The organism is Pedobacter sp. Leaf250 (genome assembly GCF_920984735.1).
Taxonomy (GTDB): domain Bacteria; phylum Bacteroidota; class Bacteroidia; order Sphingobacteriales; family Sphingobacteriaceae; genus Pedobacter.
In genome coordinates this window covers 38,854-55,161 of the sequence record NZ_CAKLBU010000003.1, presented here as the reverse complement: position 1 = coordinate 55,161, position 16,308 = coordinate 38,854, and the positions used below count along the sequence as shown (strand labels likewise).

The window sequence follows — 16,308 nt, the reverse complement described above, 5'->3', positions numbered from 1 at the left end:
TAATTTTAAAAATTAGCGGTTAAACCTAAAGAGTAGTTAGAGGTTAATGGATATCTGGTACCATTATTTGTATTCAACTCCGGATCCCAAAGTTTGAATTTACTGATGGTAAACACATTGTAACCCATTCCATAAATCCTTAAGCGTTTAATCCCTAGTTTCTTAATTCCTTCTTTTAGGGTGTAACCAAAATCTGCATTTTTCAATCTGATGAAACTGATATCACGAAGCCACCAAGTGCTAGACTGATAGTTGTTACTATTTGTTCCACCATAAGATAAACGAGGATAAACTGCATCCTGACGAGGATTTGTAGGTGTCCAACGATCTGCAGCAACAGCAAGCATGTTACCTAAACCACCAGAGTTTGCAAATGACGGAATGTTTAACAGAATATCCGCATTATCCTGACCCTGGAAAAATAATCCAAAATCGAAGTTTTTATAAGTTAACGAAAAGCCAAAGCCATAAGTAGTGCTTGGAAGATCTCCCCTACCGATAATTGTTCTATCGAATGAATCGATTTTACCATCACCATTTAAATCCTTGTATTTAATATCACCTGGCATTAATGTACCAAACTGTGTTGGACTTGCATTAATTTCTGCTTGAGATTCAAACAATTTCTCGGCAATGTAACCTACACGCGTAGAGGCTAATACATTAAATCCGCGTTGTTCCATCCAAGGATAAGCCTGTGGTGCCTGATCATTTTCGATTACTTTATCCTTATTAAATGTAACATTAGCCCTTAAGTTTAATGCCCAATCTTTACCTAATTGTGCATCATATTGAATTGTTCCATCTATCCCCTTGTTTTCTACAATACCTAAGTTACCAATTGGCGTATTAGCCAAACCGATATAATTTGGAACCGTTCCTCTGGTAATGAACTGATTTTTTCTACGCTCCTGAAAGAAATCGACAATTAATGATAGGTTGTTGTTCAAAGTTTTCAATTCGAAACCTAAATCCTGTTTACGTGTTTCTGCCCAGGTTACATCTACACCATAAGCTGTTACACCTAAACCACCAGGAGAAATGTTTCCGTTTTGACCGAAGGTATAACCACTTGCGCTACCTACTTTTGTTAAATAATAAAAGCGTTCACTTTCGTTTAATACATATCCACCGCCACTTCCACCACTACCAACAATACCATCAGAGTAGCGGAATTTTACCATTTGAATCGCGTTTTTTAAAGGCTCGAAGAATTTTTCGTTTGATAATAACCATCCAATACCAAATGCAGGAAAAAATCCATAACGCTTATCAGGCGCAAAGTTTTCAGATCCATTATAACCAACGTTTGCCTCGAAGAAATATTTATCATCATAAGCATAAGTTGCACGACTGGCAATACCCTGTAAACGATATGGTAACGAGAGCGTTAAGTTACCTGCGAATGGTGTGGTATTATCATTTTGGTTGTACAATAATAAACCTGTTACGGCATGCTTCCCGAAAGTACGGTTGTAATTTACGGCAGCTTCTAAATAAATCTTTTTATCGCCACCATTTCCTATACCGTAATTTAAAAATTCCTGCCCTTGAAGTATCAGTCCATATTTATAACCCGAAGCAGGGTTTCCAGGAACGATATACGGATCACTTGGGTTAATTCTGAATAGACTTTCTCTTCTTGTTCTGTTAACCGAACTATTGGTATTAACATCAAAAGAAAACATGGTTGTTGCTGATAAACCGGGTGTGATTTCTTTTAAATCTTGCGTTAAACGAATGTTGGAATAAAGCTGTGTACTATAACCAACTCTGTATCCGTTTCTGGTTACATCACCATAAGGGTTACGTTGATCTGCCTGCGGACTAATCCCTGGCAAACTTCCATTTGGATAAAGTACTGGAAATGAAGTTGGGTTAATTAAAAAAGCCTGACTGAAAATATCTTGCGCCAATAAGTTACTCGGATATCTGGTTTGCGCCAAAATCCCTTTAATACCTAAATCCAATTTAGTAGTTCCGGTAATATCCCAATTTAGATTGGCACTTACATTGTAACGTTCGAAATTTTGTTTTGCTGCATCATTAACCGCTTCATCAGTTTTAAATAATCCATCTTCACCATAATAACCTAGTGAAACATAGTATTTAGCATTACTTACACCACCAGATAAATTAGAGGTTACGGAACGGTTTCTACCAAAATCTCTATAAATCGCATCAAACCAATCTACATTTGGATAAAGAATTGGATCTGTTCCTGCTGCAGTTTTCTGAATTGCATCAATTGAATAAGCTGGTGTAAAAGCACCAGCTGCACCACCTCTTAAATAATCAGAATATTTGGCTTCATTAGCCAAATTCATGTAATCTACACCGTCAATTAAATCTGGTTTTTTAGTAAAACGGCTAATGCCTTCATAATATTCTACATTGATGCGGGGTGAACCGATTTTACCTTGTTTAGTGTTAATTAAAATTACGCCATTTGCTCCGCGAATACCATATACCGCTGTAGCAGCCGCATCTTTTAACACGGTGAAGTTTTCTACGTCGTATACACTAATATCATTTAAGTTACGGTTTGGAACACCATCAATAATTACTAACGGTCCTCTATCGTTTGCAGTTAAGGAAGATACACCACGGATAAAAATATCTGAACCTGTTGCTCCAGGCTCACCATTTCTGGATACGTTTACCACACCCGGAATACGACCAGCCAATAATTGACTCATACTCGATACTGGCTGCCTTAATTCTGAAGCTTTAACAGAAGATTGAGCACCTACCAAACTTTCTTTCTTTTGGGTACCAAAACCCACAATCGCAACTTCCTGTAGGTCGGCGCCAGTGGTTTCTTTTAAACGGATATCCAAAACGGTTTGAGTGCCCACTGTAATTTCTTGTGTATCATAACCTACATAAGTAATTATTAATACGGTATTTTGATCGGGTACGGTAATGGTAAATGCGCCGTTTACATCAGCGGCAGCACTAATAGAAGCACCTTTTACCTTTACGCCAGCACCAGGCAACGGTAGGCCTGCGGCATCTTTAATAATACCACGAATGATAATATCGGCTTTTGCAGGTGAAAGCAAAACCGAACTGTTTATTTTAATTGCAGAAGCATTTGCTGAATGATAAAAACTGCCGCTAAAAACTAATGCAACTGCAATAGCCTTTGATGCGCAATTTTTAAACCTGAGCTTACCCTCTGTTAAATGTGTAAGTTTTTTCATCATAATTTTTTCTTAGTGTAAATGGTTCAGGTTATTGTTGTTCTTCTGGTACTTCAATTAAACGCCATTCTGATAATTGAAAAAGCGAGCCACTACCAACTGCAGAAATACTAATACGGTAATGGTTGTAAAGTACTTTGTTTTTAAAGTTGTAAGTTTTGGTGAGGTTACGGCCAGAGAAAGTTTCTCCCGTTCTTGTATCTAGATCCACCCAGGTTGTTCCATCAGTAGAACCGCTAAATTTCCAATCTTTTGGATCTCTGCCCGGCGCATCGCCACCAGATGTTAAGGTGTAAGAAGCCACCTGTTGCGGAGCAGGAAACGATAACTGCATGTAAAAATTAGATTGAAAAGGATTGATTAAAAATTTAGAGTTAATATCGTTGTCAATTACCTTTGCAGAACCTTCACCACCAGAAGCGCCGGCGCCATTTTCTATGTTTACAGAAAGGTTGGCTTTAGCGGTAACATCTACTTTTGCTTTCCATGTAAAAAGATCAACGGTTGGATACTCCTCTTTACCACACCCAAGCAGCAAAGTAAAGACTGCAAGAAGGCCAACGGCTTTCGTAGCATTTTTAAAAAAAATCATAATTAATAATTTAAGGTTGTTAGTTTTCAGTATCGTAAATACAATAATGTTGATAACCTTATTTCAGAATTTTAAGGAGAATTTAAACTGCAAACAGCAATACTAGAAATGTAAATCAGCACTAAATCTCATGCCTGAATATTCACATTAATTAGGACAATAATGTTAAACCTAACTATCAAAACAACAAAACTTAATTGTCATGCATCACTGCAAGTACGCAATTAATTATAAGTTATAGTAGGATCTAATCTCAACATAGCATTGAAGCAGTTATATCTAATAAATAACCATGCTGATTTCAATTGCCGAGTTTGTATTGTTTGTTTGGTATTCTTCTTTGATTATAACCTGAATAGGGATTTAAATCATCGTATTTGAAGATGTTAGTTATGCATCTTTAAAATTTCCCGTATAACGAGAAATTTGTGACAGTCAAAATCGCTGTCAGGTTGATTTGTGTAGTTTGTTTCTTGTCATAAAGTTTGGCTAAAGGTTAATTAGTTGGTTACCTGGTGTCCATGCTAAATATAGATTAGCTGAAAATAGCGATCTTACATTAAACATAAACTAAAACGTTTTAGCATAAAATTCCAAAAAAAGACCGCGTTAAAGCGGCATGGAAAAAATAAAAAATTACTAAAACGATTTATTGTCTCAATAATAGAAACTTTTTTAGATTTAACAAAGCAAAATATCTGTTACAATACAATTAAAATATTGATATCAAATGAATCAGTTACTAAATCCAAAAATTGTAAATAATTGCTTTCCTAATTAAACTAAGAACTAATTGAATTAAAACGTTCATCGCAACAGCTCGCAGCTCCTATTAATGCTGCATGTTCTTTCAACTCAGAAATTTTTATAGTTGCATAAACACCGTTTCCTTTTAAAGTGGCGATAAGTTCTGGAGAAAACTCACTAAATGCTTGTGCGATATTGCCGCCTACAATTACAGTATCAATTTTATGTTTGTTAATAATTGGGATTAAAAATTGAGCCAGGTTGTAACCAAATTCCATAAATACCTGCGTAGCCAAATGATCGGTTTTTGCTGCGGTAACCAATTCCTTTACACCATCTAAATTTATCCCGCTTAACTGATTGTATCTTTTTACAAACCAGCGGGTTGCCAGATAATCTTCAGCTATTCCATCTAAAAATTCCGAATTCCATAAATCAGCATCGGTAGCCTTATGGTTTATGCAAATAGAAGAGCCCAATCCTGTGCCCAGTGTTAAGCCTAAAACATTTGCATTTCCTTTAGCAGCACCTGCAAAAACCTCTCCTTGTAAAAATCCTGCGGCATCGTTTATAAAATGAATATTATCTGTTGATATTACCAATCGGTTAGCCAATTCCTGTTTAACATTTATTTGGTACAATGATTTAAATTTATCCTGATCTTTTATTAAGGAAATTCCATCTTCGTAATCAAATGGGCCAGGCATTGCAATACCAACAAACCTTGCATCGTTTGGCAAACCATCAAATGCATCATTAATTATTTCAACCCAGGCCGACAAAATAGTCTCTTTACTTTCTTGCGAATTAACAGCGCTACGCCTAATGGAGTTTTTAATCAGGCTTCTCGTTTCTAAATCAATTAATGCGGCTGTAATATGCGAGCCACCAATATCAACACCTAATGCTACAGGCTTTTCCATTCTTTTCTCTATATAAATTTCTGTAAAAATAAATTTTTATACCCATTACTAAAACGTTAAACTAATTGGTCAATGAAAATGGTTTATCACTTTCTAATAAACCTTTATTTAACGCGGGTTTATCGCTCATCTCTAATTTTAATGTTCCACCTTTGAGCAGTTCTTGATGGTTGATAAAATTTTGCGTATAAATTTTACCATTTAAGGTTGAAGATTTTATGTATACGTTTGATGCACTATTTTCTGGTGCTTCTATCACAAACTTTTTACCATTTTCCAAGTTGATGGTAGTTTTTTTGAACATTGGACTACCAAAAACATATTCTCCTGTGCCTGGCGTAACACTATAAAAACCCAAGGCACTTAGTACATACCATGATGAGGTTTGGCCTTGGTCTTCATCTCCAGGATAACCATCTTCGGTTGCATCATATAATTTGCTCATCACCTCCCGGGCATGGAATTGTGCTTTCCAGGGCTGATTGGCATAATTATACAAATAAACCATGTGTTGGATAGGCTGGTTACCATGTGCATACTGCCCCATATTGGCCATTACCATCTCCGTCATTTCGTGAATCATACCGCCGTACGTACCCACTTTTACATCATTCGGCTGCGAAAATACAGAATCTAACTTAGCAACAAAATTTTCATTGCCTCCCATCATATTAATCAAGCCTTTCGTATCTTGAAAAACCGACCACTGCCAATGCCAGGCATTGCCTTCAGTAAAGGGACCACCCCATTCGATGGGATCGAAATTTGGCGCCCATTTTCCATTCACATCCTTGCCTCTCATAAACCGAGTTGATGGATCGTAAACGTTTTTATAATTATACATCTGGCGCTCAAAAATATCCATGTAAAATTTATTATTGGTCATTTTAGCCAGCTGATAACCGCAATAATCATCGTATGCATATTCTAAAGTTTTAGCCGTTGCTTCGCGGTATTTTGGATAGGGAACATAGCCTAATTGATAGTATTCTTTCCACCCATCACGACCATTTGCTGGTCCCCAAGGCCCTTTATTGGTTGCTTCGTGTAAATAAGCTTCCAAAGCTTTGTTCGGATCAAACGTATGCAAACCTTTTGCCCATGCATCGGTAAACAGCGAAATGGCATGGTTTCCAATCATGCTTCCAGCTTCGCTCGGAAACGACCATGAAGGCAACCAACCGCACTGCTCGTAAGCTTCAATCATAGCTTGCATATATCGTCCATGCATCTCTGGATGTAACAAAGTATTCAAGGGAAACTGTGCTCGAAAAGTATCCCAAAAGCCCGTATCGGTATACATATAACCTGTATGAATCGTTCCATCATAAGGACTAAAATAGTGCGGTTTTCCATTCGCATCTATTTCGTAAAATTTTCGAGAGAAAAGGCTTGCCCTAAAAAAGCAGGAATAAAAGGTTTCCATATCGGCCTGGCTTCCACCTTCTACAATTATTTTTCCTAATGATTTATTCCAAACTGCTGCACCTTTGGCTTTAGTTTGTTCCAAGCTTTGATCAGCACTTAATTCTGTTTTTAAATTTAATTCTGCCTGCTCCAAGCTAATGTAAGATGATGCTGTTTTCACCTGAACCTTCGTACCTGGTTTAAACTCAACGTAAGCACCCTTGCCCCATCCATCTGCAATAATTGAATCAGCTTGAATGGTATTTTTTTTGTTTTCCCATGTTCCATAAGCCTTAATGGGTTGATCAAATTTCAACACGAAATAACTTTTCCAGCCTTTTTTAAAACCTTCGCCATTGTTTACGTAACCTGTAATTTTATTTTCCTTTGGATAAATTTGAACACCACTTAACCGGGTATATCCATCGAGAACCAAGAAACTTTTCTTACCCTTTGGATAGCTGAAACGCAAATGTGCACCACGCTCTGAAGGTGAAATTTCTGTTGTAATTTCATTATCAAGTTTTACTTTATAATAATTTGGTTTAGCGATTTCGTTGGCATGACTGAATTTGGTTTCACGCTTATTTTCATCAACCACCAATTGATCTACCATCGGCATTAAAGAAAATACAGCGTAATCTCTACTCCACGAGCTGCATTGGTGCGCCTGCTGAAAACCTCTGATTTTATCTTTAAAATACTGATATTTCCATCCATCACCATTTTTCCCCGTTTGGGGTGTCCAAGTGTGCATACCGAATGGTAAAGCTGTGGTGGGATAGGTATTTCCTCTGGTTAGCTCGTGCTTGGAGTTTGTTCCCTGCAGCGTATTTACATAATTAACCAAATCTTTCTGCTGTGCCAATAACCCTTTGGCTACAAGGCAAATTAAAATGGTAGTTAAAAATTTAGGTTTCATTTGTGTGTGTTATTTATTTACCAGCTGATGTTTACATTTACACCTTCGCTGAAATTTTCAAAGCCCAATAAAAGTGTTTTCGAATTTTCATCCCACTCATTTTTTGTTAGTGATATTTCTTTCCCGTTCGAATTTGCTGTTATCCTTTGCGGTTTATTTGCCAATAAAATTCGCATCATATTATTTGTTTTCGCCGGACTTTTAGCAATAAACTGATAAGATTTCTTACTCGATACCTCATTTGTTACTCTTGCCGCAGCGGCTAAAACCTGTGGTTTGCTTTTATTTTCTACTTTATTTACATCAAATAAATAAGCTTGTGTGTTAGGCTGAACAGTTTTGGTGTTTACAATTGGTAGTGAAGGATTAAAGAGATCGATAAAAGTACCCTCCAATTTGAGTGGCAATTTACTTTGGCTTTCATCCAATACGGCTGCAATAAGGAATGGCCCCCGCTCTAAAACAAAGTTATTTTTGAAAATTAAGTTGCCTGCTTTCGCATCGTTTTCATAAGCTTTTCTAATTGTCGACATAAAATCCTCATCGCCATTGGTTTTCATAATGAGTTCTTTAGGATCTTTTCGTACCAGATAAACTTTGCCCTTACCTACATCATAAATTCCTCCGCTTTGGCTTGATGGAACACCTAACAATCCAAATAAATGTTCTGATGGTGCTTTGAAAGCATTACCATTGCTGTTCCACCATTCCTTAACATTCTGAAATGGATCATTATCTTTTCCATAATAAAGGAGAACACCACCGTTTTTAACCCATTTGGTTAACTCAACATGAAAATCAGCTGATAGCGGTTTCATGTTTGCATAACTCATAATCAATACCTTAATATCTTTTAAAGTATTTTTATTGGCCAGATTTTCGATGTGAACGGTTTCTACCGGGATACCTTGCTTCAGCAACGGAATAGCCATTCCATAAAAGTTTGATAATTGTGGATCATCGTAGCCCTGATGGGTTGGAAAACGTTGAAACATCATGGAGTTGGAAACTAAAACCCCAATTCCATGACTTCCATTTAAAGTGTTTTTAGAAAGCGGCATTTGGTTTAATGAGTTCACCATAATCTGCATTTGTGTTGCATAGTTAGGAGAAATCGGTTGACGCTCTTTCATCCCTTCAACAGGAAATTTACCGCGATAAATCCGGTTTGGCCAAGGCATTACTTCATAGTTATCAACCATTGGATATAATAATTCGGCAGTAAATGTGGCTTCGTAATTTACCTTGTAATCGTCCCAAGATCTCGATCTATCTTCAATAGGATCAGTTAAGAAATATATTTTTCTTCCCGTTGGGGCTGTCATCGAAACCATTGAACCATATTCCAGAAATGCATTTTCAAATACACGTTCCTTTTCCAATCCATTGTAATAAATTGGCTCACGAGAAGTTCCAGTCCATACTTGTGCAATGTAACCATCCATTCCTTCCAAATTGGCCAAGCTGGCCTCCGGACTTACAATTTGCCATGATGAATAATTAATCAACGAATGTGTTGGCACAAAACATTTTACCCTTTGCCCCTTACTCTCGCTATATGTTTTTACATAGGTAAATACCTCTTTCAAGGCGTTAAAATATAGCTGATATTTTAGTTTTGAAGATAGATAGGTTGCTTCGGGAGATTCGTGTTGCGCCATCCAAGGGAAACCGTAATATTTTTGCCATTCATCTTTAAAAGTTTGACTATAACCTGCACGGGCCCAAAACTCTGGTTCTTCTAAATAAATTGCAGTTACACCCGCATCAATTGCTCTTTTTACATGGGTTTTCATGTAAGTGAGAAATGTAGCTGTAGGCACAATGTAGGGCACATTTTGTCCATGCCAGATGGTTTCGCCATTGCGCATCATCTGGCCTTCGCTTAAATGATTTTTCCCATCCCATTCGCCCAAGAAGTAATCTTTATATTGCCCCCAGGCGATTCCAGTCATGAATTGTACTTCATAACCTTTATCCCGATATCCTTTTACACGTTCTTCAAACTTACCGCCATCATCATTAATTCCATAAACCATTGCAATGTCCGAACGAACATCGTAATCTGGACTCCAGGGAGCAGAAACCTGAAAAGATGTTTTTTGCTTTGATTTCACTTGAGCGAAAACACTGTTTTGAGCAGTTATGCATAATGCTAGAGCGGAAACCGACAAAAAATATTTTAAGTTTTTCATATCTGAATTTAATTAGCTGGTGCGAACAACTGCATAAATGCAACAGCGCTACTCGATTCATACGATTGGACAATTCCTATTGGGCATGGCGTTTTATAATTTCGATGCATAATTCCGCGACCAAAATCACGGTTGCCCCATGCAGTATTGGCATTGAAAATAGCCCATTTTGCATAGTCTCCTGCCGGATAAACTTTAGCTAAATCGGCCAAATATTGTGCAAAGATTGATTTTAAAACACCTTGTTCGTTCCAATCGCCTTCTGCAGGTAAGATACCGCTGGGATCGCTCATTGTATTTTTGGTATAATTGGCAGCGAGTTTAGCATCATCCAAATAGCTCTGGGTGTTGGTATTTTTATAAAGCATTACCGCAGCGCCAATTAAAGTCCCCTGGTTGTAGGTGTAATCTTCAAAACCTGGATTATTGTTTCCAACTTTATGATCGGCTACCCTTCCCTTTGTAATATCAAATAAATTTTCTCTCGACCAGGCGTAAATTTCTTTCGCTTTTGTTAGATAGGCTTCATCTTTGGTAACATTATACAAACGCATGGCAGCAATAACGGTTGGGAAATTGATGCATGCATTTTTTCCACTATGCTTAAAATCCCAGAACATTCCGCCTTTCACAGGATCATAAGAACCGCTCCAAACTTTGGTAAAGCCAGATTTTGCTTTATCCAAATAGGCTTGATTATTGGTGATTTCGTAAGCACGTGTAAGTGAGATTACCCACCACATCATATCATCATAAATAAACCATTCAATAGAATTATCCCAATTGTAGTTATCGTAACGTTTTGCGCCACCATCATACATATCAGTAATTAATTTGTAATAAGCAGGATCTTTTGTTCGCTCATAAATATTCATTACGTTATCCCAATAAATGGCTTGAGTCCATATTGCAGCTAAACCTTTTTTTTCAGTTGTGCTATAATAAAGTTTATCTGTAGGGCTGTAATAAATAGTGTTGAATGAATTGAAGGCTATAGTTGCTTCGGCAGCGGTAAAACTTGTAGGTGTGGTTGGAGGTAAAGTTGGTGATTTGGTAGTAGGCTCCTCGGTGCCCTTCTTACTGCATGAACTGATTGAAATTGCAATCATTAAAGATAAAACCGCAGTTAGTATTTTTATTTTAACAAGATATTTAGGTAGAGATGTATTTTCCATAATGCGTGGTTCTTATGGTATGAGAAAATATCAGGGCGGCACTTACATAAGTAGATGTAATGTAAGCGCCACCTGATTTTAGTAATCTGGATATTCCATTGCTGGAATTACCAACCTGGATTCTGCACCATTAAATCATCAGAGTTAACGTCTTTTGCAGGAATTGGGAATAAATAATGTCTCTTTGTAAAAGTTCTGGTTTCAAATGCAGTCCTGTTAAAGAAATTAGGTGCATTTTGAGTGATATTTAATCCAAAGATGGGACCATTGTCGGTGGTTTCTGCAATTTTCCATCTTCTGGTATCAAAGTACCTTACGTTTTCGAAAGCCAGTTCCGATCTACGCTCATTTCTAATGGCCTGTCTCATTGCCACCTGATTAGCCGGAACAGGAATTTGAGTTGTGCCAGAACCATAAAGCGGAATACCAGCTCTTTCTCTGATTTGATTTAAGTAAACAAGAATATCTGGATCACCTGGAGTAGACTCATTTAATGCCTCTACATAATCTAAAAATAAATTACCTACACGGTAAAGAATGCAAGCACGATTGCTCTCTCTCCAGTTACCTAAGCCCATGGCTTTTCTAACAGCATAACCTGTTACTGTATAATCATTACCACCAGTGGCTTTTCCAGAATTTCCATTGTTATTGAATTCTGTAATTACATTGCCAAAAGCGGTATTTAACCAAACACTATTATGGTATGTGATATTTACATAAAAACGTGGCTCACGGTTAACCCATTGGTTATAGGTATTGGTTGCGATTGGGCTTCCCGGTGCTCTAAAATCTGTAAAACCAGTTGATACATAACCCGAAGCCGAATCATCGATGGTACGACCATTTGCAGTAAAGAAAGCATCAACCTGATTTTGGGTAGCGCCCAAACCTGCCGAGCCTCTTACTTCTGAAGCTTTACCACTGTGGTAAGGCGTCATTTCATATTGTCTGCCTTCAATATCAGCATCCAATCTCGACATGATAATTTCACTGTTAAATTTATCCAAGAAAATATCACGACAAGAAAGGTATCCGTTTATCGATCCATCAGCATTGGTTTTTCTTAGCAAGCTGTATGTACTTGGCACAAATTGCGTTATGTACGCTTTGTATGCATCAGATGCTCTTTTCCATTTTGTAGCATCGTAAGTTTGACTAACCAATTGTTTACCATCCTTATTTTTTAGGTTAGCCAAATCAGTATTACCATTATAAAGCGGACTTGCAGCTAAAAGATATGCCTGCAAACGGTAAGCTAAAGCCTGGCCTTTTGTAATTCTGGCGTAGTTTCTATCGTTAAGTGGTGTAACTGGTAAATTATCGGCAGCACTTTGCAATTCGGAAGCAATGTAATTAATACATTCATCGAAACTATTTCTTGGTAAACGAATGCTTTCCGTCGGTGCATCTGGCTCAATTACGTTTTCACCTAAAAGGATAACCGGACCATAAATACGCACCAAATAAAAATAATACATTGCTCTTAGAGCCCTTGCTTCATTTTTATATTGATTGATTAACTGTGGTGTAATATCTTGAGTTACTTTATCAATATTTGCCATAAAGAAACTAGCAGAGCGGATTCCACGGTAAAAGTTATTCCAATAATCATTTACGAAACCTGAATTGGCATCCCAGCTACCAATATTCACATTGTTAGCCTGATTAAAACCCCAAACAAATTCAGCTTCATCAGAAGCGCCTGTCCAAACGCCAGCACTTCTGCCTGTATTAGGATTACGTTGACCAAATTCATCAGGAATTAAACTATAAACATTTGCTAAAAACTTTTCTGCTGTAGCACGATTGGTAAAGGTTTCTTCAAGGGTTAACCTGTCGTTAGGTACTTGATCCAAAAAACCCTTTTTACAAGATGTGGAGAGTGTTAAACAAGCTACAAATGCAATAAATATGTATTTTTTCATGATTTCTGATTCTTAAAATTTAACATTAATACCTAATGATAAAGTTCTGGTGATTGGATATCTGGCGCCATTTGCTCTTCCCCCAGTATTTAATTCTGGATCCCAAAGTTTCCAATCGCTAAAGGTTAACAAGTTGTTTCCAATTAAATAAATGGCTGCGTTTTTCAAATAAATTTTTTCAGCAAACTTAGTTGGTAAATTATAGCTTAATTGAGCTGATTTTAAACGCAGGAAATTCACATCCTTAACCCACCAAGAACTTTCTAAAGTATTATTGGTGTTATCAGCTTCGCCATAAGCTAAACGCGGATAAAATGCATCCTGCCTTGGGCTTGAAGGCGTCCATCTATCAGTTGCAATGGCATAAGCATTACTTAAACCACCACCTCCATTAAATGGAAAAATACCTGATCCACCCAATATAATATCAGCACCATGAGTACCCTGGAAAAATGTACTTAACGCAAAACCTTTGTATGATGCACTTAAACCAAAACCATAAACTTTATTTGGAACGTCTCCTCTACCAATTTGAGTTTTATCGTAATCGTTTATCAAACCATCACCATTTAAATCGCTGTATTTGATATCACCAGGGCGTAAGTTGCTTTTTGAACCTGGTGCTGCACTTGCATTTATTTCCTCTTGTGTATCGTAAAGTTTTTCTGCTACGTAACCAAATCTTGATAACACATTGGTTCCAACACGGTTCATCCAAGGGTAAGGTTGCGCCGGGCGATCATCTTTTATTATCTTATCTTTATTGTAAGTAAATGTTCCTCGTAAACCAAAATCTACCTGACCAACTTTAAAGTTATATTCCAAAGTTGCATCAATACCACGGTTATCAACCTCACCTAAATTACCATAAGGCTGATTGGTTAAACCTACGTAGCCTGGGATAGATTGACGTTGGAAAAAGATACCTGTACGTTGTTCTTTAAATAAATCAACAATTAAGTAAAGATTATCCTTCAATGTTCTAATTTCCATACCCAAATCCTGCTTACGAGATTCGGCCCAAACAACATCAACACCATAATCGGTTACATTAATACCGCTTATTCCATTATCATAACCTCTGCCAAATTGGTAGCCAGCAGCACCATCAGACACCAAAGTTAGATATGCAAATCTTCTACCTACCAAATCAGCATTTGATATTTTACCAATACCGGTTATACCATCAGAATACCTGAATTTCAAGAAAGAAATTGTACTTTTCATTGATTCCCAGAATTTTTCATTAGATGGAATCCATCCTACACCAAAGGCAGGAAACGATCCATATCTATTATCTGGAGAAAACAATTCCGATCCATTATAACCAAAATTGGCCTCAACAAAATAGCGGTCATCATAAGAATATGTACCACGGGCGGCTACACCAATAAACCTTTCAGGTATTGAAGCGGTGAAATCACCAGCAAAGGGATTGGTATAATCTTGCGTATAAGCCAGGATTAAACCACCAACACGGTGCTTACCAAAAGCCCGATCATAATTTACAGCACCTTCTGTATAAAATTTTCTGTTTCCACCTCTTGATGGCTCGAAACTTAAATAGTTACCACCACTGGTAAACGATTGAAATAAATCTAAACTTCCATCAGCCTTGTAAGGATTATTGATATCTCTTATGAAGTATGTGCTTTCTCTTTTTGATCTTCTGATAAAATTCTCATTATAGTTATCAAATGCTACCATTGCGGTTGCTGTTAAACCTTCTGTAACCATTTTCAAATCTTGAGTCAATCGTAAATTAGTATACAATTGACTTCTGAATTCTGTACGATATCCTCTTCTGGTTAAATCGGCATATGGATTTCTGAAACCACCATTTGAAGAACGACCGGGAATTAAACCACCGGGATAAATTTTTGGATATTCAACTGGAGATACATCTAAAGCAGAAGTAAAAATACTCTCTGTACTTTCACCAGGATAATTACCTGTTGCAGCATAGCCCTGAATACCTAGATCCAATTTGGTGGTATTGGTTAATTTTAAATTTAAGTTACTGGTGAAATTGTATCGAGTATAATTTAATGCTGAATTGTATTGCGCTAAATCATCCGTTTTTAAGAAACCACCCTCATTATAATAAGCTAACGACACATAGTATTGAGCATTATCAACACCACCGCTAGCATTTAAATTTGCCCTGCGGGTATTGCTATATTTATCAAACAGTTCGTCCATCCAGTTTACATTTGGGTAAACCAATGGATCAGCACCAGATGCGGTTCTGTTGATGTAATCTTGTGAATATTTTGCAGCCTGGCCTCTTCCTGTTAATGCTTCGTTAGCCAGATTCATATAGGTTACACCATCTAACGATTCTGGATATTTAACAAATGTGCTTAAACCTTCATTGTAATCGAAAAAGATGGATGGCTTGCCTACTTTACCAGTTTTGGTTTTTACGATGATTACTCCATTTGCACCTCTAACACCATAAACTGCAGTACCCGATGCATCTTTTAAAACTGTGAAAGATTCAATATCCTCAGCATCGATAGCGCCGATAGATCTTTCTACCCCATCTACCAATACCAACGGCGCACTAGAGCCACTAAAAGTTGCGATACCACGAATCCAGATATCAGCTGTGCTTCTACCAGGTTCACCACTTCTTTGTACACCTACTACCCCAGCGATTCTACCCGCTAAAGATTGTGTAACACTGGCAACCGGCTGTTTTAATTCTTTTGAATTGATTGTACTTTGTGCTCCAATTAATGAAACCTTACGTTGCGTACCAAAACCCACAACGGCAACTTCTTCTAATGAGTTTGAGTTGGGAACAAGCTGAATTGCAATATTCTTTTGGTTACCTACAATAACTTCTTTCGGTTCGTAGCCAACATAAGTTACGATTAACACAGAAGATTCTGATGGAACTGTAATGCTAAAAGATCCATTTACATCCGTTGCTGCAACAACCAGTGAACCTTTTACTTTAACAGATGCACCAGGAATTGGCGTTCCGGTTTCATCTTTAATAATACCTCTAATAACAATATCGGCTAAAGGGCGCTTTAATTCCTTTATCGCCTTTGGCGTAGTGGTGATATTTATTGCATTTGCCGATGCATTAAATGTTAAACCAATTGCCAAGGATAATGCGCCCAGTTTGCAGGCGCTCTCCTTCGTCATAAGCTTTAGCTTAATGAGCCTAGTAAATTTTTTGTTCATAATGGTTGGTTTTGT

Annotated in this window: 8 protein-coding genes; all 8 read right to left on the bottom strand. The window is 37.3% G+C overall.

Features of this window, described 5'->3' with window-relative positions:
* Window positions 1–5: 5 nt before the first annotated feature.
* Window positions 6–3,209 carry a TonB-dependent receptor gene (locus tag LUA91_RS03445; protein ID WP_231424613.1) on the bottom strand — a complete coding sequence of 1,068 codons (3,204 nt, stop codon included), beginning with the start codon at window positions 3,207–3,209 and terminating at the stop codon, window positions 6–8.
* Between the two features lie 28 nt (window positions 3,210–3,237).
* Window positions 3,238–3,798 carry a discoidin domain-containing protein gene (locus LUA91_RS03440; protein WP_231424611.1) on the bottom strand — a complete coding sequence of 187 codons (561 nt, stop codon included), beginning with the start codon at window positions 3,796–3,798 and terminating at the stop codon, window positions 3,238–3,240.
* A gap of 782 nt (window positions 3,799–4,580) precedes the next feature.
* Window positions 4,581–5,468 carry an ROK family protein gene (locus tag LUA91_RS03435; RefSeq protein WP_231424609.1) on the bottom strand — a complete coding sequence of 296 codons (888 nt, stop codon included), beginning with the start codon at window positions 5,466–5,468 and terminating at the stop codon, window positions 4,581–4,583.
* 61 nt (window positions 5,469–5,529) lie between these two features.
* Window positions 5,530–7,797, bottom strand: coding sequence for a GH92 family glycosyl hydrolase (locus LUA91_RS03430; RefSeq protein ID WP_231424607.1), 2,268 nt, complete (start codon window positions 7,795–7,797; stop codon window positions 5,530–5,532).
* A 17-nt stretch (window positions 7,798–7,814) separates the two neighbouring features.
* Entirely contained in the window at window positions 7,815–9,992 is a 2,178-nt protein-coding gene (locus LUA91_RS03425) for a hypothetical protein (protein WP_231424605.1), read from the bottom strand.
* 8 nt (window positions 9,993–10,000) lie between these two features.
* On the bottom strand, window positions 10,001–11,167 hold the full coding sequence (locus LUA91_RS03420) for a glycoside hydrolase family 76 protein (RefSeq protein ID WP_231424603.1): 1,167 nt from the start codon (window positions 11,165–11,167) through the stop codon (window positions 10,001–10,003).
* 107 nt (window positions 11,168–11,274) lie between these two features.
* Window positions 11,275–13,095: a RagB/SusD family nutrient uptake outer membrane protein gene (locus LUA91_RS03415; RefSeq protein WP_231424602.1), complete on the bottom strand. Its 1,821-nt coding sequence runs from the start codon at window positions 13,093–13,095 to the stop codon at window positions 11,275–11,277.
* A gap of 12 nt (window positions 13,096–13,107) precedes the next feature.
* On the bottom strand, window positions 13,108–16,293 hold the full coding sequence (locus LUA91_RS03410; protein WP_231424601.1) for a TonB-dependent receptor: 3,186 nt from the start codon (window positions 16,291–16,293) through the stop codon (window positions 13,108–13,110).
* Window positions 16,294–16,308: the final 15 nt, after the last annotated feature.

Coding starts and splice junctions, on each gene's coding strand:
- LUA91_RS03445 (WP_231424613.1), bottom strand. CDS start 3,209: ATGATGAAAAAACTTACACATTTAACAGAGGGTAAGCTCAGGTTTAAA.
- LUA91_RS03440 (WP_231424611.1), bottom strand. CDS start 3,798: ATGATTTTTTTTAAAAATGCTACGAAAGCCGTTGGCCTTCTTGCAGTC.
- LUA91_RS03435 (WP_231424609.1), bottom strand. CDS start 5,468: ATGGAAAAGCCTGTAGCATTAGGTGTTGATATTGGTGGCTCGCATATT.
- LUA91_RS03430 (WP_231424607.1), bottom strand. CDS start 7,797: ATGAAACCTAAATTTTTAACTACCATTTTAATTTGCCTTGTAGCCAAA.
- LUA91_RS03425 (WP_231424605.1), bottom strand. CDS start 9,992: ATGAAAAACTTAAAATATTTTTTGTCGGTTTCCGCTCTAGCATTATGC.
- LUA91_RS03420 (WP_231424603.1), bottom strand. CDS start 11,167: ATGGAAAATACATCTCTACCTAAATATCTTGTTAAAATAAAAATACTA.
- LUA91_RS03415 (WP_231424602.1), bottom strand. CDS start 13,095: ATGAAAAAATACATATTTATTGCATTTGTAGCTTGTTTAACACTCTCC.
- LUA91_RS03410 (WP_231424601.1), bottom strand. CDS start 16,293: ATGAACAAAAAATTTACTAGGCTCATTAAGCTAAAGCTTATGACGAAG.